At 63.8% G+C, this 21,954-nt stretch carries 13 protein-coding genes; 4 read left to right on the top strand and 9 right to left on the bottom strand.

Going from position 1 to position 21,954, the window contains the following annotated elements; genetic code table 11:
* Positions 1–210: 210 nt before the first annotated feature.
* From AC6R19_RS09720 to AC6R19_RS09705, 4 genes are all read right to left on the bottom strand, one after another.
* On the bottom strand, positions 211–1,413 hold the full coding sequence (locus AC6R19_RS09720; RefSeq protein ID WP_500579607.1) for a fumarylacetoacetate hydrolase family protein: 1,203 nt from the start codon (positions 1,411–1,413) through the stop codon (positions 211–213).
* A gap of 91 nt (positions 1,414–1,504) precedes the next feature.
* A complete protein-coding gene (locus AC6R19_RS09715; RefSeq protein WP_500579606.1) occupies positions 1,505–2,401 on the bottom strand; it encodes an SMP-30/gluconolactonase/LRE family protein in 897 nt (298 codons plus the stop codon).
* A gap of 3 nt (positions 2,402–2,404) precedes the next feature.
* Positions 2,405–3,841 (bottom strand): sugar porter family MFS transporter, encoded by a 1,437-nt coding sequence (locus AC6R19_RS09710; protein ID WP_500579605.1) that lies wholly within the window; start codon positions 3,839–3,841, stop codon positions 2,405–2,407.
* Between the two features lie 221 nt (positions 3,842–4,062).
* On the bottom strand, positions 4,063–5,088 hold the full coding sequence (locus AC6R19_RS09705; protein ID WP_500579604.1) for a LacI family DNA-binding transcriptional regulator: 1,026 nt from the start codon (positions 5,086–5,088) through the stop codon (positions 4,063–4,065).
* 192 nt (positions 5,089–5,280) lie between these two features.
* On the opposite strand from AC6R19_RS09705, the gene AC6R19_RS09700 reads away from it, so the two are divergent.
* Positions 5,281–6,105, top strand: a complete 825-nt coding sequence (locus tag AC6R19_RS09700; RefSeq protein ID WP_500579603.1) for an SDR family NAD(P)-dependent oxidoreductase — start codon at positions 5,281–5,283, stop codon at positions 6,103–6,105.
* A 129-nt stretch (positions 6,106–6,234) separates the two neighbouring features.
* On the opposite strand, the gene AC6R19_RS09695 is transcribed toward AC6R19_RS09700, so the two are convergent.
* Together AC6R19_RS09695 and AC6R19_RS09690 are read right to left on the bottom strand one after the other, a co-directional pair.
* Positions 6,235–7,752, bottom strand: coding sequence for an MFS transporter (locus AC6R19_RS09695; RefSeq protein ID WP_500579602.1), 1,518 nt, complete (start codon positions 7,750–7,752; stop codon positions 6,235–6,237).
* 317 nt (positions 7,753–8,069) lie between these two features.
* Positions 8,070–10,220: an alpha-amylase family glycosyl hydrolase gene (locus AC6R19_RS09690; protein WP_500579601.1), complete on the bottom strand. Its 2,151-nt coding sequence runs from the start codon at positions 10,218–10,220 to the stop codon at positions 8,070–8,072.
* 247 nt (positions 10,221–10,467) lie between these two features.
* On the opposite strand from AC6R19_RS09690, the gene AC6R19_RS09685 reads away from it, so the two are divergent.
* From AC6R19_RS09685 to AC6R19_RS09675, 3 genes are all read left to right on the top strand, one after another.
* Positions 10,468–12,330, top strand: coding sequence for a glycoside hydrolase family 13 protein (locus AC6R19_RS09685; RefSeq protein WP_500579600.1), 1,863 nt, complete (start codon positions 10,468–10,470; stop codon positions 12,328–12,330).
* Between the two features lie 157 nt (positions 12,331–12,487).
* Positions 12,488–14,923: a glycoside hydrolase family 31 protein gene (locus AC6R19_RS09680; RefSeq protein WP_500579599.1), complete on the top strand. Its 2,436-nt coding sequence runs from the start codon at positions 12,488–12,490 to the stop codon at positions 14,921–14,923.
* 78 nt (positions 14,924–15,001) lie between these two features.
* The gene (locus tag AC6R19_RS09675) at positions 15,002–16,843 is read left to right on the top strand and encodes an alpha-amylase family protein (RefSeq protein ID WP_500579598.1); all 1,842 of its coding nucleotides are present in this window, start codon (positions 15,002–15,004) and stop codon (positions 16,841–16,843) included.
* A 94-nt stretch (positions 16,844–16,937) separates the two neighbouring features.
* On the opposite strand, the gene AC6R19_RS09670 is transcribed toward AC6R19_RS09675, so the two are convergent.
* The 3 genes from AC6R19_RS09670 to AC6R19_RS09660 form a co-directional block, all read right to left on the bottom strand.
* Positions 16,938–17,357, bottom strand: a complete 420-nt coding sequence (locus AC6R19_RS09670; RefSeq protein WP_500579694.1) for a hypothetical protein — start codon at positions 17,355–17,357, stop codon at positions 16,938–16,940.
* A gap of 466 nt (positions 17,358–17,823) precedes the next feature.
* Positions 17,824–19,098, bottom strand: a complete 1,275-nt coding sequence (locus tag AC6R19_RS09665) for an alpha-amylase family glycosyl hydrolase (protein ID WP_500579597.1) — start codon at positions 19,096–19,098, stop codon at positions 17,824–17,826.
* An 80-nt stretch (positions 19,099–19,178) separates the two neighbouring features.
* Entirely contained in the window at positions 19,179–21,590 is a 2,412-nt protein-coding gene (locus AC6R19_RS09660; protein ID WP_500579596.1) for an alpha-amylase family glycosyl hydrolase, read from the bottom strand.
* Positions 21,591–21,954: the final 364 nt, after the last annotated feature.

Below are 21,954 nucleotides of genomic sequence, written 5' to 3'. Positions count from 1 at the left end.
AAGTGAGTTCGAGGCGAGGTTTCCCCCTCCCCCGCCCCGTGGATTCGGGCCATCCATGGCCCTCACCCGCTTCGCGGGCGCCTTCGGCGTCCAAATCGGCAGTCCTGCCGATTTGTCCCCGCAAGCGGGAGAGGGGAGCTAACCTTTCGGATTTCGGGGAGCCGCAGTGTGCGCCCGCACGCACCACCCGAGTTCCCAGTTCCCAAAACCCTACAGCAGCCCCCGCGCCGCCAGGTTGCGCATCAGCGCGGAGATGCCGAAGGTCCAGGGGGGCGCCTTGTCGCTGGTGGTGACGGTGTTGACCAGGGCACCCAGCTTGGGCGAGCGGATGGTCACCCTGTCTCCGTCTTTGTGGGTAAACCCCTGGCCGGGCTGGTCGCGGTCCCGGGTCGGCGCGAAGAGGGTGCCGGTGAACAGGGCTATGCCGTCCGGGTACTGGTGGTTGGCGCCCATGGTCTGGGACACCAGGTCCAGGGGGTCGCGGCTGATGGCGGTCATAGGGCTGACCTCGCGCAGATGGAAACCGTCCTCGCCGGCTATCTCCAGGGTCACTTCGGCTGCTCGCACGTCGTCGATCGAGAAGTTGTCGTCGAACAGGCGCACGAAGGGGCCAAGGGCGCAGGAGGCGTTGTTGTCCTTGGCCTTGCCCAGCAGCAGCGCGCTGCGGCCCTCGATATCGCGCAGGTTGACGTCGTTGCCGAGGGTGGCCCCTACCGTCTCGCCGTGGCTGTTCACCACCAGCACTATCTCCGGCTCCGGGTTGTTCCAACTGGAGATGGGGTGCACCCCCACCTGGTCGCCGGGACCCACCGCGGACAGTGGCTGGGCCTTGGTGAACACTTCCGCCAGCGGGCCTATGCCCACTTCCAGGTACTGGGACCAGATGCCCTGCTGCTGCAGTGCCGCCTTCAAGGCCTCCGCCTCATCGGAGCCGGGTACCACGCTGCCGATATCGCCGCCTATCTGCGACCCCAGCAGTTCGCGGATCTCCCGCGCCCGCGCCGGGTCGCCACCGGCGCGCTCCTCGATCACCCGTTCCAGCATGCTGCAGGCAAAGGTGACGCCGCAGGCCTTGATCGCCTGCAGGTCCACCGGCGCCAGCAGGTGGGGGATGCGCGGGTCGCGACGGCCGCCGGAGAGCGGGGCCAGGCTGTTGCGCAGCAGTTCGTTGACGCCGCAGAGGCGCCGCAGTTTGTCCGCCTCCACCGCCCGCGGGCTGAATCCCACCTCCACCAGCCCGGCCAGGGTCGGGGCCAGGGCGGAGAGGTCGAAGACGCCATCCTCGCACAGCCAGATGGGGCTGGGACCGGGCACCTCGGACAGCGCTTCCGGCACCCAGGCGCGGCCGAGCAGTGTGCCGGTGAGGCCGTCTTCCGGCAGCAGGGCTTGGCGCAGGTTCTCGATTTCGTTCATAGATTTTTACCGATTTCGAGATGTAATCGTTTACATCTATATTCAAAAAATACTCGCGCTGTAGGAGTGGCACAGTGGCGACTTCCAGGCCTCATCCGCGAAACAGCGGCGTCTCCAGCCCGCGCACGCCCGGGCGGCAGTGGAAGAGGCCGCCGGCCAGGGGCTGCCGGGCCAGCTCTTCGTCGCTCACCCCCTTGCGCGCGCTGGTGATATACAGCTGGTCCAGGTTCTCGCCGGCGAAGGTGCAACTGGTCACATTGGCCACCGGCAGCTCTATCCGCCCGATGGCCTCGCCCTCCGGCGAGAAGCGGGTGATGCCCCAGCCGCTCCAGTGGCAGACCCACAGGCAGCCCTCGCTGTCCACGGTCATGCCGTCCGGGTAACCGGCGGATTCCGGCAACTGTAATAAGACGCGCTTGTTGCCCAGTTCGCCGCCCCCGCCCAGGTCGAAGGCGTAGATACGCCGCTGCAGTGTGTCCGTGTGGTAGAGGGTGCGGCCGTCCGGGCTGAAGGCCGGGCCGTTGGTGATCACATAGTCGGCGTCCTCCTGCTGCCAGCTGAGGTCCGGGTCCAGGCGGTAGAGGGCGCCGGTGGGCTGCGCCTCGCCGTCGTCCATGCTGCCGGCCCAGAAGCGGCCGGCGGCGTCCGCCTTGCCGTCGTTGAAGCGGTTGCCGGGCAGGTCCCCCTCGGGGTCGCCGAGTATTTCCAGTTGCGGGCGGTCGTCGTCCAGGAACAGCAGCGCGAAGCCGTCGCGGGTCGCGCAGACGAAGCCGCCAGCCGCGCGGGGGGCCAGGGCCGACAACTGTGCCGGTATCGGCCAACTGGTCTGCTCACCGGATTCGGGTCTGTAGCGGTGCAGGCTGCGGCCCTTGATATCCACCCAATAGATGGCACTCTCCCGCGCCACCCACACAGGTCCCTCGCCGAGGGTGGCCCCGGCGGGCCAGACACACTCCACCGCCACCTTGTCCGCTTGCAGCTTCGGCACGGCTCAGCCCTCCATCTGCTCCAGTTCGCGGCCCTTGGTCTCGCGTACCATGCGCGCCACGAACAGGATGGAGGCGAAGGCGCCCAGGGCGTAGAGGCCGTAGCTGCCGGACAGCTGGATGGAGACCAGCAGCATCGGGAAGGTCCAGGTGATCAGGAAGTTGGAGCCCCACTGGGCCAGGCCGCTGACCGCCAGGCCGGAGCCGCGGATCTGGTTGGGGAACATCTCGCCCAGCATCACCCACATCACCGGGCCCCAGGAGGCGTTGAAGAAGACCACATAGGCGTTGGCGGCCAGCAGCGCTATGGTGCCCACGCCGTCGGAGAGCTGCAGGGAACCGTTTTCCAGGGTGGCTTGGGAGAAAGCCGCGGCCATGATCGCCAGGGTCACCGCCATGCCCACCGAGCCCCAGAAGAGCAGCGGCTTGCGGCCCACCTTGTCGATCAGCAGCAGCGCGGTGATCACCGCGGCGATACTCACCGCGCCGGACACCACGTTGATCAGCAGCGCATCGCTCTCGGTAAAGCCCACCGACTGCCAGAGCACGGCGCCGTAGTAGAAGACCACGTTGATACCCACCAGCTGCTGGAAGGTGGCCAGGCCTATGCCCACCCAGACGATCTTGCGCAGGCCACCTGTGGGAGCCTTCAGGTCGGAGAGTTTGGGGCGGTGATCCGCGGACAGGGAGCGCTCGATTTCCGCAACCTTGTCGCCGCCCTCGCGCTCGCCGAACAGCTTGGTGAGTACGGCGCCGGCCTGCTCCTTTTTACCCTTCACCACCAGGAAGCGCGGGCTCTCGGGAATAAAGAAAAGGCCAACCAAAAAGATGGCCGCCGGCAGCAGCTCCATCCAGAACATCCAGCGCCAGGTCTCGAAGCCCAGCCAGAACTCGCTGGTGGAGGAACCGGCCCAGCGGGCCAGCAGGTAGTTGCTGACAAAGGCGCCGAACAGGCCGCTGATGATCGCCACCTGCTGCACCGTGGCCAGGCGCCCGCGGTAGGCCGCCGGCGCCACCTCGCTGATATAGGCAGGCGTCATCACGCTGGCGGCGCCCACCGCCAGGCCACCGAGCACCCGGTAGATCACGAACTCCACCGATCCGGTGGCGATGCCGGAGCCCCAGGCGCTGACGATAAAGAAGACCGCCGCCGCCATCAGCAGCGCGCGGCGCCCGTAGATATCCGCCAGGCGCCCGGCGAAGAAGGCGCCCAGGGCGCAGCCGAGCAGCATCGAGGCCACATTGAAGCCGGTGCCGGCGCTGTCTGAATTGAAGGCCGCCTGCAGGCCGTCCACGGTGCCGTTAATCACACCGCTGTCGAAGCCGAACAGGAAGCCGCCGATGGTGGCCACCGCACTGATGGCGATGACGAGGAAGTGGTTGGTCTCGGAAACCGAGCCGGGCGCCTGGTCCAGGACCGCGCTGGTTGAAGTGGGATTCATTGTTCTATTCCCTCACTCGCTGTGTGGCCCTGGGGCCTGATTATTTATTGTTCTACGATTGTGACCTGTAATTCAACAGCCGACTCCACCGCTGCAGGCCACTTTTCGCTGCTTCGACAGCACATTAGTGTAAACGTTTACATCCAGTCAAGAGGGGCCGGCGAAGCCGGCTGTGGTCGGTGGCTAGCGGTGAAGCGCGATCACTCACCACTCACCACCTATCACTCCGCAGGCGGCGCGCCGGTGGATTCGCGTACCACCAGCCGGTGCGGCACTATCTCCGGCTCCGCGCCAATGTCGCCGCCGTCGATGGCGCGGCACAGGCGGCGCATAGTGTGCTCGCCGATTTCCTCGGTGGGCTGGGCGATGGTGGTCAGCGGCGGGTCGAGGATCTCCGCGTAGCGGATATCGTCGAAGCCCACCACCGAGATGTCCTCCGGAATGCGCAGGCCGGCGCGGCGTAACTCGTGCATCGCGCCCATGGCCATCTCGTCGTTGGCGCAGAAGATGGCCGTGGGCCTGGGGCTCTGCGCCAGCAGCCGACGCACGGCCTCGCGGGCGCCCTCCAGGGTCTGGCGCCCCTCCACCACCCAGTCGTCGGAGACCGGCTGTCCGGCGTCGGCCATGGCCTGCCGGTAACCCTCTTCCCGGTCCCGGGTCAGCAGCGAGGTGGCCAGCCCGGACACGAAGGCGATGCGCCTGTGCCCCAGGCCGATCAGGTGCCCGGTGGCCTCGGCGGCGGCGCGGGCGTTGTCCACCCGCACGCTGGGGAAGTGGCTGAGCTGCGGCGCCACCGTCTCACAGCCGATCACTATCGGCGGTATGCGGCCGCCGTTCCTGCCGGCCCGCTCGGCGCGGTCCGCCATGAACGGCGAAATACTTGCCAGCAGTACTATGCCATCCGCCTGCTTGGAGAAGACGATGTCGCTGTACTCGTCGAACTCGTGGGTATTGAACTGGGTCTCGCGGATCAGGATGCTGTAGCCCTCCTCGTCCGCCACCCGCCAGATGCCGCGCATCACCCCGGCGAAGAAGGGGTCCCCCACCGACGGCAGCACCACCACCACCAGGCTGGTCTTGCCGCGGCGGAAGTTGCGCGCCAGGGTGTTGGGCGCATAGCCGGTCTGGCGGATCGCCTCCTGCACCTTCTTCCGGGTCTTCTCCCGCACCGCCTCCGGGCTGTTCAGGTAGCGCGAAACAGTGGCGATGGAGACACCGGCAATCTTGGCCACATCTTTGATCGACAAGGGCAAAAGTCCTGTAGCTGCAAATATGATGCGGGATGGTAACGTTTTCGGCGCGGGAATGCCCGGATTAAGAATCCCCGGTGTTTTATCACACAATTAAATTGTAAACGTTTACATTCAGTGGTAACTTTGCCCTATCCACAGCTGATAAGGACGCGCGGCCTGCCGCGCACCACGCAGAGTAGTTAGGACATGACAAATAACAACAAACTGGCAGTGGTCACCGGCGGCACCACCGGCATAGGCCGGGGCATAGCCCTGCGGCTCGCCGAGGCCGGCTGGGCCGTTGCGGTCAACAACCTGGAAGCCGAGAGCGAGTCGGCGCGCCAGTTGCTGGCGGAGATCGAGGCCCTGGGGGGAAACGCCTGGTACGCGCCCTGCGACGTGGGCGACAGCCGCTCGGTGGACGACTTCTACCGCGGCCTCGTCGAGCACTTCCAGCGGGCGCCCGGCCTGCTGGTCAACAACGCCGGCGTACAGACCTGGGCGCCGCTGCTGGACCTGGCCGAGGACGACTGGGACAGGGTGATCCGCACCAACCTCAAGGGCTGCTTCCTGAACACCCAGCGCGCCGCACGGCTGATGGTGGAGGCCGGCAGCGGCGGCAGCATCGTCAACATAGGCTCCGGCTGCAACAAGCTCGCCTTCCCGCGCCTGGTGGACTACGCTGCCAGCAAGGGGGGCATAGAGATGCTGACCAAGGCCTCCGCGCTGGAACTTGGGGAATACGGCATCCGCGTCAACTGCGTGGCCCCGGGGGGTGTGCTGGTGGAGCGCACCGAGCGGGAGGCGCCGGACTACGCGGCATCCTGGTCGGCGATCACCCCGCTGGGCCGGGTCGGCTACGCGAAGGATATCGCCGACGCGGTGCTCTTTCTCGCCGGGGACAACGCCTCCTTCGTCAGCGGCCAGACCCTGTGGGTGGATGGCGGCGCATTCAGCAAGGCCAACTGGCCCTACGAGAAGACGGAGGAGACGGTGCCGGAACTGGTGCAGGTGGAAGTGGCGGAGGGCTAACCCTCCCGGGAGTAGTGGCGCAGGGTGCGCTGTGCGCACCAACTCAGAGCAAGTGTGGTCTCCAGCCCCTTTCGGTGCTCATGGCGCACCCTACGAAGCCCCCGACCGGGGGCTTTCTGCTTTCTGGAATCAGGCGGCGACCGCCTCCCCTGCAGCGCCCCGCTCCGGCAGCTCCTCCCTCACGAAGAACACCGACACGGCGCCGAGCACCATAAATACCCCGGCCAGCACGATGATGTAGATGGCCTGGTTGTCGAAGATGCCCTTCAGTATCTGCCCCGCCACCAGCGCCGACACTATCTGCGGCGCGGCGATGGTGAAGTTGAAGATTCCCATGTAGACGCCGGTCTTGCTGGCCGGCAGTGAGTCGGAGAGTATCGCGTAGGGCATGGCCAGAATCGCCGCCCAGGCGATACCCACCCCCACCATCGGCAGCAGCAGGCCCAGCGCACCGCTGGGCACGGTAACTTCGGTGATCAGCAGGTCCACCCGGGTCGGCGCGCCGCCCTGGAACAGCAGGAAGCTGATATAGCCCAGACCGCCCAGCAACAGCGACACCGCGTAGGTGGGCTTTCGCCCCAAGGTGTTGGCGATCTTCGCCAGCACAATGGAAAAGATGGCCGCGAACAGCGAGTAACCCGCGAAGAGTATGCCCACCCAGTCGCCGGCGGCACCCTTGGCCGCGGCGATATGCGCGGGCACCTGGCCGACGCTCTCCAGGTAGTGGGAGTCGAACCACTGGGCCTCCACACCCCACACATGCTGGGTGATGGCCGGCGTCGTGTAGACCCACATGATAAAGAGCGCGAACCAGGAGAAGAACTGCACCACCGCCAACTGGCGCATGGTCCTGGGCATGGTGACCAGCAGCCTGAAGAAGCCGCCCAGGCGCTGGGGCAACGACTTGCGCTCCGCCTGCTCGCGGGCCAGCTGCTCTGTATCTATACCCTTGTAGGCGTTGTACTGCTCCGGCGCGTACTCTTTGGTGCGGAAAACCGTCCACAGCACCGAGCCCAGCAGCACTGTGCCGCCGATATAGAAGGCCCAGATCACCGAAGGCGCCACCGCGCCCGCCCGGGAAGTGTTTTCCAGGCCGATCACGTTGGTCAGCACAAACGGCAGCATGGAGCCGCACACGGCGCCGATATTGATCAGCAGCGACTGCACCGAGTAGCCCAGGGTGCGCTGCTCCGAGGGCACCATGTCGGACACCAGCGCGCGGAAAGGCTGCATGGTCACATTGAAGGCGGCATCCATCAGCGCCAGCATCACGCCGCCGAACAATATCGGCGCGACGAAGGCGACCACTATGCCGGCATTGGGCATAAACGCCATGCCCAGGGCCGCGGCGATGGCGCCGAACAGGATATAGGGGTTGCGGCGGCCGAAGCGGCTCCAGGTGCGATCGGACGCGGAGCCGACGATCGGCTGCACTATCAGCCCCATCAGCGGCGCCACTATCCAGAACAGCGACAGCGAGTGCAGGTCCGCCCCCAGGTCCGAGAGGATACGGCTGGCGTTGGCGTTCTGCAGGGCAAAGCCGAACTGCACACCGAGGAAGCCGAGGCTGACATTCCAGACCTGCCAGAAGGGCAACTGGGGCTGTTTCACTGGCCGCGCGGAGGCGCCGGGGGAGGATTCGGTCATGGGATCACCGCTGATAACTGATTATGGTTATGGGGGGATTGTGGCAGGAGTGTCGAGGGGGGCCCTCCTCCCCCGGTGGGGAGGAGGGCGTTACAGGGGAAACAGTGGCGCCCCTGCTGCCGGGGGGGGGGGGTGCGCGACGCGGGCTAGGCGCCCCCCCTTAAATACACCCTGTACGCTCTCCACGGCCATCCGTGGCCGCAGAAGGTCCCGCAAACCGCCCCCGGCATCAGGGCCTTCGCTCTAACCCGCAGTGCCACTTGCTGGCTACGCTCCCTATCCCCTTGACGAGAGGACCAGTGAGAGGGGCGTCGGGATCAGTGCAGGACAATCACCTCATTGGCATCCAGGTTCAGCGTGGCCGTACCGCCGCTCACATTCACCGAATCGGAACCCACCAGGCTGGTGTAGCTGCCGTCGGCCAGGCCCAGGTTGCTGACGGAAATCGACGTACTGCCGCCGCGGTTCACCGCCACCATCACCACATCGCTGCCGGACTGGCGCTCGAACACCAGGATATCGCCATTGACCCAGCGCTGGGTGTAGCTGCCGCCGGCGAGTGCCGGGCTCTGGCTGCGCAGTTGGGCCAGGGCGCTGATCAGTTGGAAGGCCTCTGACGTCTGCGCGAAGGACGGCATGGCCTCGCGGTTGTAGGGATCGTGCCCTACCTGGCCGTCGCCGTTGGCGGTGAACCAGGTGGAGTTCTGCTCGGTGCCGTAGTAGATGGTGGGAATGCCCGGCAGGGTCATCACCAGGGCCATTCCCAGGTTCTGGCGCGCGTCCGCCAGCGCCTTGGAGAAGCCCTTGCCCGTGCGGCCGTTGTCCACCGGGCCGGTGGTCTGCAGGTAGACGCTGGTGCGGGTGGCGTCGTGGTTGTCGAGGAAGATCGGCTGCCAGCTGTCGCGGCCACCCATGGCGGTGGGGCGCGACTCGATATGGCTGTTCAGCGCGGTCATGGTGATATCGCCGGCGATGGCCTGCTCGATATGGTTGCGCAGCTGGAAGTCGAGCAACTCGGAGCCGTGGCCCTCGTTGAGGAAGGTCATGGAGTCGCCGTGGCCGGCGCCGGCCCCGTACCACTCGCCGAAGATATACACATCCGGGTCCTGTGCACGCACCGCGGTGCTGAAGCGGTCGATAAAGCCCGGCTCTATATGCTTGATGGCATCGATGCGGAAGGCGTCCACGCCGTGGCTCATCCACTTCAGTGCCGCGTCTATCAGGTACTGGTCCGCCGCGCTGTTGCTACTGGTGCCATGGTTGAAGTCGGTGAGGTTGAACAGGGTCTTGTTGCGGTAGGCCCAGGGATCGTCCCACTCTTCCGGGCAGCTGGTAGACGGATCGCTGTCGTAGCAGTCGGCGATGGCGCCGTTGTGGTGATACCAGGTGCCGTTGTCGGAGGCGAAGTCGGTGATGAAAGTGCCCTCCTTGTACAGGGCGCCGAACTCGTACTGGTCGTCCTGGTTGGAGTGGTTCAGGGCGATATCCAGCACCAGCTTCATGCCCCGCGCCTCCATGGCCGCGTCCAGTTGATCCACCAGCGCCCAGTCGCCCAGGTGTTCGTCCACTTCGTAGAAGTCGCGGCCCCAGTAGCCGTGATAGGCACCCTCGGTATTGGAGTTGTCGATATTGTCGTTCAGCGGCGTGACCCAGATGGCGGAGACGCCCAGCGCCTGCAGATAGTCCAGCTTGTCGATCAGGCCCTGGATGTCGCCGCCCCAGTACTTCTTCCACTCGGACAGGTCGCCGTCCTGCCTGACACTGGAGGTGGCATCGGGGTTATTACCGCTGTCGTTGCCTGTGTCGCCGTTGGCGAAGCGATCCACGAATACGAAGTAGATGCTGCGATTGCGGAAATCGGCGGTGGTTTCCGGCTCACCGCAGTCGGTACCCAGGTCGGTGGTCACACTGACCAGTGCATTGCTGCCGCCGTCGACGACAATATGGGTCCAGCCGCTGGCGGCCTGGTCCTGGGCCGGGAATTCGTCGCCGCCCCAGCCCCCGTCCGGGTCCACCTTGAAGCGCGGGCCGCCGTTGGCGTCGCCGTCGGTGAAATTGCGGCAGGCCTCGTATTGGCTGGTACCGCTGACCTGGGTCATCAGGTCGCCCTCGGCCCAGCCGTTGTGGGTGCCGCGCAGGTGGTATTCTGCCCCACCCTGGGTGGAGGCCGTGATTTTGTAGTCATGGGTATCGGTGTAGAACTCTATATCCCAAGTGCCGGCCTGAACTGGAATATTATCCCCGTCGCGCTCGCCGTTGAGGCCGTAGTTCTCACTCCAGTCCCCCCAGCGATCGAACTTGAACTCGCCGTCCGCAGTGAATACCACGTCGTCCGCCAACATGGTGTTGTTGCCCATGTCCAGCATCTGGTCGCTGCCCCAGTCGTTGTGGGTGCCGCGCAGGTACCATTCGGCCTGGGCGCCGAGGCTGATCGCCATCAGTACCGCCATCAAAGGAATCTTTTTCATAGTGGTCTCTCTTATCGTTGTCATCGCTTCTCGATAGTGCGGGACGACCTCTCCCGCACAGTCGCAACAGATATAAACCCACCGGCCGGGGCGAACATCCTCCCCCGAGGGGTAGTGGATAATTAACGCGCCATCCTCCGCATCACACAGGGGCATTACCCTCCCCCTTGGTCGAGGGGGATATCAGCTGCGGCGAAAGTCTGCACAATGGAGTTTGGGGCATTGCGAATAATTAAAGGAGCCCGTTATGAAACGCCTGTCAGCACTGTCTGTGCTAATAACAGCCGCGCTAGCCTGCACCTCGCCCGCAGCGGCCGAAACCGCGGTGGACCGCGTGGAACCTCCCAACTGGTGGACCGGTATGGCGGTGCCAGACCTGCAGCTGATGGTGCACGGGAAGGATATCGCCGGACTTGAACCGGAGCTCGATTACCCCGGCGTGACCCTGCTCGGCAGCGAGCAGACGGAGAATGCCAACTACCTGTTTATCGACCTGCAGCTGTCGCCAGAGACCCGGCCGGGCACCCTGGAAATCGCCCTGCGGGGCGACGACGGGACGCACGCCGTCATCCGCTACCAACTGAAAGCGCGCGCCCCCGGCTCCGCGGAGCGCCGCGGCTTCGACTCCACCGACGCCATCTACCTGATCACCCCGGACCGCTTCGCCAACGGCGACCCGGGCAACGACAGCACCGCAGACACCCTCGAGCGCGCGAATCGCGAGCATCCCGGCGGGCGCCATGGCGGCGATATCGCCGGCATGCGCGCACATCTCGATTACATGGCAGATATGGGCTTCACCCAGATCTGGCCCAACCCGCTGGTGGAAAACGACCAGCCCAACTACTCCTACCACGGCTACTCCGCCACCGATCACTACCGCATCGACCCGCGTTTCGGCAGCAACGAGGACTTCCGCGAGTTTGTCGCCGCCGCGCGGGAGAAAGGCCTGGGCGTGATCCAGGACGTGGTACTGAACCATATCGGCAGCGGCCACTGGTGGATGGCGGACCTCCCCGCCAGCGACTGGCTGAACGGCGCGGGCACAGAGAAAGGTGAGTACGCGATCACCAACCACAGCCGCTTTACCCCGGTGGACCCCTACGCGAGCGAGATCGACAAGCAGGGCTTCGTCGACGGCTGGTTTGTGGACTCGATGCCCGACCTGAACCAGCGCAATCCGCTGCTGGCCAACTACCTGATCCAGAACAGCCTGTGGTGGATAGAGTATGCCGGCCTCTCCGGCATTCGCGCCGACACCTACGCCTACTCCGATGCGGATTTCCTCCAGCAGTGGGCCGCGCGCATCCGGCGCGAGTACCCCAATTTCAATATCGTCGGCGAGGAGTGGACCCGCAATCCCGCCCTGGTGGCCCACTGGCAGCGCGGCGAAAACGACGAGGTCAGCGGCGGGCGCCTGAAGAGCATGATGGACTTCCCGATGCACTACGCCCTGCGCGAAAGCCTGGCCGGGCCTGACAGCTGGGACAGCGGCCTGGTCCTGCTCTATGAGGGCCTGGCCAACGACTTTCTCTACCCGGCACCCAACCGCCTGGTGATCTTCGGCGGCAACCACGACACCAGCCGCCTGTACAGCCAGTTGGACGAGGACCCGGCCCTGTTCAAGATTGCCGTGGCCTATATCGCCACCATGCGCGGGATACCGCAGTTCTACTACGGCGACGAAGTGCTGATGCAGAGCCCCAAACAGCGCGACGACGGTATTGTGCGCAGCGACTTCCCCGGCGGCTGGACCGACGACATGCGCAATGCCTTTACCGGCGCGGGTCTGGGCAAACAGCAGAAAGCGGCGCAGGAGACGGTGCGCAAGCTGTTCAACTGGCGCAAACAGACCCCGGCAATCCACCGCGGCCGACTGAAGCACTATGCCCCACAGAACGGCACCTATGTGTACTTCCGCTACGACGACGAGAGCAAGGTCATGGTGGCCCTCAACAAATCCGAACAGCCGCGGAAGCTGGGCATGGAGCGCTTTGCCGAAGTGATCGACAGCGAAACCCGGGGTACAGACGTGATCAGCGGCCGCCGTTACGATCTCGACAAACTCACTGTGCCCGCACGGGACGTACTGGTCCTGGAACTGAATTGATTCCGCAGGGTGCGCCGTGGCAGATAACTGCTCCATGCGTGATCTGCATGACCGCCATCCATGGCGGCCTCGCACCAAATACAGTCGAGCTTGTTACAGAGCCCGATGGTGCGCACGGCGCACCCTACATAGAAGCCTTAAAAATAGAGCGATGACGATGCAGAGAATTTTATTGCGCAGCTGCGCACTGCTTTTCCTGCTGTACACTACCCTGGCCAGTGCGGCCGAGGTGCGGCAGTACCAGAAGCACCTGTTGAGTGAAAGCGGACTCACCGTCCACACCAGCGACGGCAGCGTCACCCTGACGCCGCTGAACGATGCGGCCATGGAAGTGCACTACCGGCGCGAGGGTCTGAAACAGCTGCCGTCCTTCGCCATCGACGGCTCGCGGAAGCACGCCGCGGCGGCAAAGCTAAGCGAAGATAAAAATGCGCTGACCTACAGCACCGCCAACCTCACCGCGGTGATCCACAAGTCGCCATTGCGCATCGAGTACCTGCGCCGCGGACAGCCGCTGATCGGCGAGGAACTCGGCTTCTTTGCCAACGAGACGATGCGCGGCTTCCGTTTCGCGCTGGCCCCCGGGGAAAAACTGCTCGGCGGCGGCGAGCGGGTGCTGGGCATGGACCGCCGCGGCCAGCGCCTCCCGCTTTACAACAAGGCCCACTACGGCTACACAACCGAATCGGACCAGATGTATTTCTCCCTGCCGGCGGTAATGTCCAGCAACAAATACCTGCTGCTGTTCGACAACTCCGCCACTGGCGCCCTGGATCTGGGGGCGAGTGAAAAGGATGTGTTGCAGTTCGAGGCCATCGGCGGCCGCACGTCCTACATCATCGTCACAGGCAGAAGCTATCCGCAGCTGATCGAAAACTACGTATCGGTCACCGGCAAGCAGCCGCTGCCGCCGCGCTGGGCGCTGGGCAACTTCGCCTCCCGCTTCGGCTACCACACCGAGCAGGAAGTGCGCGCTACGGTAGACAAGTTCGCCGAGGAGGATTTCCCGCTGGATGCGGTGGTGCTGGACCTCTACTGGTTCGGCGCGGATATCCAGGGCCATATGGGCAACCTGGCCTGGGACAGTAGCGCCTTCCCGCAGCCGGAAAAGATGATGGCCGACCTGAAGGGGCGCGGCATCAATACCATCCTGGTCACCGAGCCGTTTATCCTCTCCACCTCCGAGCGCTGGGGCGACGCAGTGGCCAACAATGCCCTGGCAAAAAACCTCGCCGGCCAGCCCAAGCGCTTCGATTTCTATTTCGGCAATACCGGCCTGGTCGACGTCTTCTCCAAAGACGGCCGCGACTGGTTCTGGAATATTTACCGCGGCCTCAGGGAACAGGGCGTGGCCGGCTGGTGGGGCGACCTGGGCGAGCCGGAAGTGCACCCGTCGGACACGGTGCACGCGATCGGCATGGCGGATGAAGTGCACAATGCCTACGGCCACCGCTGGGCGCAGATGCTGTACGAAAACGAAAAGGCCGAGAACCCGACCGAGCGCCCGTTTATCATGATGCGCGCCGGTTTCGCCGGCTCCCAGCGCTTTGGGCTGATTCCCTGGACCGGCGACGTGGCCCGCGAGTGGGGCGGCCTGCAGCCGCAGGTGGAGCTGTCCCTGACCATGAGCCTGCTGGGCTTCGGCTATACCCATTCCGATCTGGGCGGCTTCGCCGGCGGCGAGAAGTTCGACCGCGAGCTCTATATCCGCTGGCTGCAGTACGGCGTCTTCCAGCCGGTCTACCGCCCCCACGCCCAGGAACACATAGCGCCGGAACCGGTGTTCCACGACCGCAGGACCAGAAATATCCTGCGCGAGTACGTGAAACTGCGCTATCGGTTGCTGCCCTACAACTACACCCTGGCGTTCGAGAACAGCCAGACCGGCATGCCGCTGATGCGCCCGCTGTTCTTTGAAAACGAAAGCGACACTGCACTGATCGACTACAAGGACGCCTACCTGTGGGGCAGCGACTTCCTGGTGGCGCCGGTGACCGAAGCCGGTCTCGACGAGGTGGAGGTGAAACTGCCCGGCGGCGTCTGGTTCGATTACTGGAACGACGACCAGTATTCGGGCGACGCGGCGCAGGTGGAAGTGGACCTGGAAACCATTCCAGTGCTGGTACGCGCCGGGGCCCTTATCCCGACCATCGACGATATACCCACCACCCGCGATTATTCCAGCGAACACCTGACCCTGGATTACTACGCACATCCGACCGCGACTCAGTCCAGCGGCTACGTCTACGAGGACGACGGCGAGACAGTCGATGCGTTTGCGCGCGGACAGTACGAGAAGCTGGACTTCTCCGCCCACAGAAGCGGCGACGGCGTAGCGTTTGATTTCCAGCGCAGCGGCAATGGCTACAAAGGCATGCCAGAGCAGCGGAATATCACGCTGAAGATTCACAACTGGCAGCAGGCACCGGCGGCGATCGAGGCCGACGGCCAGGCGATCGAACTGCACCGGCGCGAGGAGGACTTCACCCAGTCACGGCAGGGCGCCTGGCATGACAAGCGCAATGACCGGCTGCTGGTGAAATTTGCCTGGGGCAAACCGCCGCTGCAACTGACCATTAAGAACTCGTTGTAGGAGCCTGCTGTGACCGCCATGGATGGCGGTCACAGCAGGCTCCTACACCAATAGCAAGATCAAGGGGCACACAAACCAATGAAGAAATTCCCATCCCTATTCGCCGCCGCCCTGCTCGCCACCGCGACCGGCTGTGCGGAAAAACAACAAAGCAAGCCCGAAATCACCACCGCAGAGAAGCCGGTGATCTACCAGGTGCTGCCGCGCCTGTTCGGCAATACCAACCCCACCAATAAACCCTGGGGCACCCTGGAAGAAAACGGTGTGGGCAAGTTCAGCGACTTTACGCCGGAGCGTCTCGAGCAGATCCGCGATCTCGGCGCCACCCATATCTGGTATACCGGAGTGCTGCACCACGCACTGGTCGGCGACTATACAGAGTACGGCATCTCCGCCGACGACCCGGACGTGATCAAGGGCCGCGCCGGCTCCCCCTATGCGGTCAAGGACTACTACAGCGTCAACCCGGACCTGGCCGGGGATCCGGCCAGGCGTATGGACGAGTTCCGCGCGCTGGTCGAACGCAGCCACGCCCAGGGCCTGAAAGTCATCATCGATATAGTGCCCAACCATGTGGCGCGGGACTACCAGTCCCTGGGCAAGCCGGAGGGCGTGCGGGATTTCGGCGCCGACGACGACACCTCGGTCACCTACGCCCGGGACAACAACTTCTACTATGTCACTGGCGAGGATTTCCGGGTACCGCTGGCGAAAGACGGCTACCGCCCCCTGGGCGGCGAAGCCCACCCGCTGGCGGACGGCAAATTCCAGGAATCCCCGGCCAAATGGACCGGCAACGGCGCGCGCGACGCTCAACCGAAACAGGACGACTGGTACGAGACGGTAAAAATCAATTACGGCGTGCGCCCTGACGGCAGCCTGGATTTCCCCGAACTGCCGGCCGAGTGGGCGCAGAAGGACTACCGCGCCCACGCCGACTTCTGGGCCGAACAGGACGTGCCCGACTCCTGGGAAAAATACCGGGATATCGCCCACTTCTGGCTGGACCAGGGCGTGGACGGCTTCCGCTACGATGTGGCCGAACTGGTGCCGGTGGAGTTCTGGAGCTACCTGAACTCCTCGATCAAGCTGCGCAAACCGGACACACTACTGCTGGCGGAAATCTACCAGCCGGAGATCTACCGGGACTTCATTAGCCTTGGCAAGATGGACTACCTCTACGACAAGGTTGGTCTCTACGACGGGATACGCGCGGTGATGCAGGGCGAGGGCAGCACCGACGAGCTGGTGGAAATCCAGGCCGGGCTGCTGGATATAGCCCCGCATATGCTGCACTTTATGGAAAACCACGACGAGCAGCGTATCGCCAGCCCGGAATTCGCCGGTGACGCAGAGGCGGGCAAGCCGGCGATGCTGGTCTCCGCGGCCATTTCCGCCGCGCCGACCCTGGTCTACTTCGGCCAGGAGCTGGGTGAGCCGGCGGCGGAGGATGCCGGCTTCGGCAAGGCCAGCCGCACCACCATCTTCGACTACTGGTCAGTGCCCAGCGTGCGCCGCTGGCTGCAGGGCGAATCCACGGACGAAGAAAAGCAGCTGCGCGACTTCTACAGGCGCCTGATGAACTTCTCCACCGAAAGCGCAGCGCTGCGCGGCGACTACAGGGAGATACATGGCTACAACCGCGAGCAGGGCGAGGGCTACGACGAGCAGCTGTTTGCGTTTGCGCGCTGGGCGGGCGACGAGAAGCTGCTGGTGATCGCCAATTTCGGTGGCGAGGAAAAGGCGGTGAAGCTGCAACTGCCTCCGGAGCTGCTGCAGCAGTGGAAGTTGCAGGATGGCATTTTTGAAGTGGCTGACCAGATAGGTCCGGCAAAGAGCGAGCTGCTTGTCGGCGGGGGCAAGGGCGAAATCGCGCTGCAGCTTCAGCCGTTTGCCGGCCATATTTTCCGCGTAAACTGAAAGCGTCATTGCGGCGTAGGCCTGCGCCGGCATGGCTAAACAGTCACCCTTGTAGGAGCGGCCGCTGGCCGCTCCTACAAGGGTGGCCCCCATCTCAATCGCGGTAGAGCACGGTTACCGCAGTGCCTTCGGCAACTACCGAGCCGCTCACCACCCGCCCATTGCCGGCGGAGGGATCCGACTTTTCCATCGCCACCTTCCACTCACCGGCCGGCAGGCTGTAATTGTAATTGTCCGCGCTGTTGTAGATCACGATGATCTCGCTCCAGCTGTCCCCCACCGCGGCGCCGTTTATGTGATGCACCACCACACCGTAGCGCGGCCGGCTGCTGGTGACATGCTGGTCAATTGCGTCCCAACTGGTCAGGCGCAAGGCCGGGTGGGCGCGGCGCAGGGCGATTACATCTTTGTAGTATGCGTAGATATCCGCGTTGTCGATCTTCCACTGCCAGTAATACTGGTTGATCGAATCCGGCGAATCGTAGCTGTTGTGGTCGCCCTGTTTGTCCCGCATCAGCTCGACGCCGCCGTGCAGGAAGGGAATGCCCTGGCTGGTGAGCACTATGCCGTTGGCGAACATCTGGATGCGGCGCAGGTAGGGATCCGCACGGTTGCGCCCATTGAGGTCCGCCCACTGCAGTATCTTGTCGCGCAGGGTCAGGTTGTCGTGGGCAGAGACATAGTTGATGCTCTGCTCCGGGTCCATCGCGAACATCGGGTCCCAGGTGTCGATCACCGTATCCTTGTTTTTCGTATAGCGGATGGCCCCGCGGCTGCCCACCTCGATGCGCCAGGTGTCGGGGTTGCTGTTGAAGGCGAAGCAGTCGCCGCTGTTGCAACCGCCATTGTCGTTCTGGCCCTTGATCGCCTCGCGGAACCTGGGGTTGAACACCCCGGCGTGGGACTCGTAGATACGGCCGATGGTACCCAGGCGCACCCGTTCGGATTCACGCGGATCCGCGGCGAAACCGTTCCAGGGCTCACCGTAGATCAGCAGCTTCCGGTCCGGGAATCGGCTGTTCAGATGATTGGCCCATTCCTCCACCTCGTCGTAGTCGAAGATGCCGATCAGGTCGAAGCGGAAGCCGTCGATGTTGTACTCGTCCACCCGGTACATTGGCGTCGATGCTGTTGCCGGTGCCGGACAGATCGGTGGGCGTGTAGTAGCTGCTGGTAACCGGCTCGAACACCGCTTTGGAATAGGTGTGGTTGTAGACCACGTCCATGATCACGCGGATACCCGCCTCGTGGAATTCGTCCACCATCTGCTTGAACTCGCGCACGCGATTCTCGTAGTCGTGGGGCGTCAGTGAGTAGCGCTCTTCCGGCACGTTGAAGTTGCGCGGGTCGTAGCCCCAGCTGTAGCAGCTGGTGTCGGCGGGATCGGCGCAGGCATTGAAGTCGTATACCGGCAGCAGCTGCACATGGGTCACCCCCAGTTCCTTCAGGTGGTCGATGCCGGTAGTGACACCATTGAAACTGGTTCCACCCTCCACCATGCCCATGAACTTGCCGCGCTTGTCACTGCTGACGCCGGACTCGGGCGCGATGGTGAAGTCGCGCACATGCACCTCGTAGATCACCGCATCCTCGCGCTCGGCAAGCGCCGGCCGAGGCGACCAGCCGCCGGGCAGCTGGGTGCGGGAAAGATCCATGACGATGTTGTTGTCGGTGTTCGGCTCCGCCATTTTTCCGTAGGGGTCGCGTACGACAATACCGTTGACCACGAAGTAGTAGGGCTTCAGGTGGTGATCGCCGGCAACCGTCACCGAATAGACGTCGGTCAGGCCGTTCGCGTCCGGGGTTCTGCCCATGCCGTGAGACTGTCCATCCAGCACCAGCTGCACATCGCTGTGATCCGGCGACCAGAGGGAGAAGGTGGTTTCGGTGGGCGAGTAGACAGCGCCCAGCTCCTCGACACTGGCATCGCAACTGACCACCTCGTCCACAAAGATCGACTTGGTGTCGCTGTAGAAGGTGATCTGGTAGCTCCTGTTGCTCCCCACACCATAGTCGGAAGACGGGTAGGATTCCTGCCAGTTGGCGTAGCGGTCTATCTTGAAGCGCGGCCCGCCGTTGCTATCGCCGCTGGCGAAGCTCTGGCAGGTACGGTATTCGGTGCCGCCGACAGATTCCAGCGCCTCGGCCCCCCAGCCGTTGGGGGTTCCGCGAAAATACCAGTCGGCGTTGGCATAGGTGCTGAAGCAGGCGCTGCTCAACAGCAGTGCCACTATCGTTAACGTTTTTGTTTTCATCGCTCTTGTCCTTTTATTTTTATCGTTTCTTTGTAGGAGCGGCGGGGCGGCCATGGGCCGCTCCTACGGGGGTAGAAGCTCTAGCGCAGATAGGCGCCGTCGGCTCCGATCTTGCCCGGGCCGTTCAGCACGTAGATACCGGCGGAATAGGCCTTGACGGTAAAGCTGATGCTGCCGTTGCTCACCTGTATCTGCGCACCGGTAACCGCGTCGGTGTAGGTACCGTTGGGTATAGCGGAGACCGAAATCCCCTGGTCGCTGCCGGCAGCCAACCCCACCACCGCATAGGAATTGCCCGCTGAGTAGTTGCGCACAAAGCTGATGCCCACCCCCCACTCGCTGACCTTTTCCATCTGGCCCTTCTGCAACGCCGGTATGGCGTGGCGAATCTGGTTCAGGCGCTGGATATGCCGGTACAGGTTGTGGTTCTGGGTCGCGGCCAGGTTGTCCAGGTGCGGGCCATAGTAGGCGCGGCCCGTCTGGTCGACGGTGTCGTTGGACGACTGGATATCCTGGGGCAGTCCGGCCTGGAACATGATTTCCTCGCCGTAGTAGAGCGTGGGAATACCGCGGATGGTCCACATAAGGTTGTAGGCCATGGCCGCATCGCTTTCGGCGCCGCCGAAGCGGTACTTGAAATCGTTGTCCGGGCCCACGTCGTGGTTCTGGAAGAAGGTCACCAGTTCGGTGGGATCGGCGTAGGTCCAGTCCATATCCAGTGCGCCCTTGATGCCGCCGAAGCTGCCGCGCGTGACGTTGTCGCGGAAAGTGGAGAAGAGCGAGAAGTCAATCATCGCGAAATCGGAATCCCCCTGGGGATTGGACGGGTCGGAACCGGTGCGGGTATACCACCAGGGGCGGATCACCGCCGAGGCGTTGTCGTTGCCGAGTTCGGAGCCGAAGCCGAGGCCTTTCACCAGTGCCTCGCCGAATACGAACAGATCCGGCTTGTGGGCCTGCCATTCGTGCACATAGCTGAGCAGCTCGTCGCGCTCCACGTGCTTGACGGTGTCCACACGGATGGCGTCGACGCCCATGTCCAGATACTGCTCGATGGCGCTGTTGAGGTAATCCTTGACGTTCTGGTTGCCGGTAGCCAGGTCGATGGTATCGCCGGCCATATGCTTGGTCTGCAACGCCTCCGGGTTTTCCCAGTCGCCGCCGGCCATAAAGCCGTCCTGGTGGTACCAGGCCGGGTCCAGGTTGTTGGCGTCTATGCCGAAGAAGCGGTTGGGGTCGTAGCCGGCCTGCGGCACAGTGACGCCGGTCTTGGGGTCCACCAGCGGCACTGTGCCGTCGGGATCGGAATTGTGGCGGTCGCGGAACCACTGGGGGGCCACCGGGTTGTCGTTGTCGTCGCGGAACTGGCTCTGGTAGTCGCCCAGGTTGCCGAAGTAGGGGTCGTTGCTGATCATCCCCTGGCTGCTGCCCTGGGGCACGTAGTACTTGATCGGCAGGTGGTCGATCCACACCTGGTTGCGGATGCCGTACTGGCTGGAGTGATTCACCACCACGTCCTGGATCACCTTCAGGCCTTTGGCGTGGGCGGCATCGATAAAGTCCTGGTAGCTCGCATCGGGGGATTCCAGGCGCGGGTCGACCCTGGTCCAGTCGTAGGCGTGGTAGCCGTGGTAGTCGAGGCCGCTGCGGTTTTCCACCGGCGGGGTTATCCAGATGGCGCTGAAGCCCAGGTCCACAATGTAGTCGAGTTTTTCGATCAGGCCCTTGAAATCGCCGCGCCAGTGGGGGTCGCCGGGCATGATGCGGTCGCGGTTGTAGTAGTTGTTGCCCGGGTCGCCGTCGTAGAAGCGCGCGGTGAGCAGGAAATAGATCGTCTCGGAGCGGAAGTCGCTGCCTTCGCCGGGCGGATCCACCGGTGGCGGTGCGCCGGTTTCGGTTAGGGTAATCGCGTGACTGTTGGCGTCGAAGCAGATTTCGTAATCCGTGTTCGGGTCTACTCCATAGTCGGCGGCCGGGTAACTTTCCGCCCAGTTCGCATGGTGGTCTATCTTGAAGCGCGGGCCGCCGCTGGCATCGCCGTTGGCGAAGCTCTGCTCGGTGCAGAAGTTAACGCCGTCGCTGCTCTCCATGGCGGTCGCGCCCCAGCCGTTGGGCGTGCCGCGGAAATACCAGCTGTCCGCGCCGCCACTGCAGCTGGCCACTTCCGTTACCTGGATATTCTTGCTGTCGCTGTAGAAGGTGATTTGATAGCTGGTGTTCCCGCCCACGCCGTAGTCGGAGGCCGGGTAACTCTCCTGCCAATTGGCATAGCGGTCTATCTTGAAGCGCGGCCCGCCCCCCGCGTCGCCGCCGGCGAAACTCTGGCAGATCTGGTATTCACTCCCGCCGATATGAGTCATCGCATCGGCGGCCCAGCCGTTGGGGGTCCCGCGGAAATACCAGTCCGCCGACGCATGGGGTGAGGAACAGGCAAATAGCAGGCAGGGAAGGACGAGCAGCCGGGTCCGGCCGCCGGAAAAGGGCTCTTTCATCGCTGTATACCGTTATTATTTATTGGATTTATTGGCCGAACGGCACGGTACAGCTGTGGCTTCGGCTTGTGGCTACCGCAGTTTCACAGCCTAGGCGAGCACTGGAATGGGGCGCATCCTCCCCAAAAGGGGGCGTAGGGGAAAAGGATGACGGAATTCGATGGCAGAGGGTCTTCAACAAGAAATCAGATTTTTAGGCTCCCGGTAGGAACGGCCCATGGCCGCGATCGATCTTTGGTTTACCCGGCTTGTCCGATCGCGGCCATGGGCCGCTTCTCTAAAGCGGCTCCTGATGTCAACCACTAATCTGGTTTCCGCTGTCCAACCATTACTGAGTTTCAGGCTTCTCTACGTGGTCGCTCAA

This window comes from Microbulbifer sp. SE14 (genome assembly GCF_059834885.1).
Note: the sequence above shows the minus strand (reverse complement) of the source record. Positions and strands in the feature narration are given on the sequence as shown.

Bases quoted from the DNA above. Each gene is read 5' to 3' on its own strand.
- AC6R19_RS09720 (WP_500579607.1), bottom strand. From the start codon at position 1,413: ATGAACGAAATCGAGAACCTGCGCCAAGCCCTGCTGCCGGAAGACGGC.
- AC6R19_RS09710 (WP_500579605.1), bottom strand. From the start codon at position 3,841: ATGAATCCCACTTCAACCAGCGCGGTCCTGGACCAGGCGCCCGGCTCG.
- AC6R19_RS09700 (WP_500579603.1), top strand. From the start codon at position 5,281: ATGACAAATAACAACAAACTGGCAGTGGTCACCGGCGGCACCACCGGC.
- AC6R19_RS09695 (WP_500579602.1), bottom strand. From the start codon at position 7,752: ATGACCGAATCCTCCCCCGGCGCCTCCGCGCGGCCAGTGAAACAGCCC.
- AC6R19_RS09690 (WP_500579601.1), bottom strand. From the start codon at position 10,220: ATGAAAAAGATTCCTTTGATGGCGGTACTGATGGCGATCAGCCTCGGC.
- AC6R19_RS09685 (WP_500579600.1), top strand. From the start codon at position 10,468: ATGAAACGCCTGTCAGCACTGTCTGTGCTAATAACAGCCGCGCTAGCC.
- AC6R19_RS09680 (WP_500579599.1), top strand. From the start codon at position 12,488: ATGCAGAGAATTTTATTGCGCAGCTGCGCACTGCTTTTCCTGCTGTAC.
- AC6R19_RS09675 (WP_500579598.1), top strand. From the start codon at position 15,002: ATGAAGAAATTCCCATCCCTATTCGCCGCCGCCCTGCTCGCCACCGCG.
- AC6R19_RS09670 (WP_500579694.1), bottom strand. From the start codon at position 17,357: ATGCGGGACAAACAGGGCGACCACAACAGCTACGATTCGCCGGATTCG.
- AC6R19_RS09665 (WP_500579597.1), bottom strand. From the start codon at position 19,098: ATGAAAACAAAAACGTTAACGATAGTGGCACTGCTGTTGAGCAGCGCC.
- AC6R19_RS09660 (WP_500579596.1), bottom strand. From the start codon at position 21,590: ATGAAAGAGCCCTTTTCCGGCGGCCGGACCCGGCTGCTCGTCCTTCCC.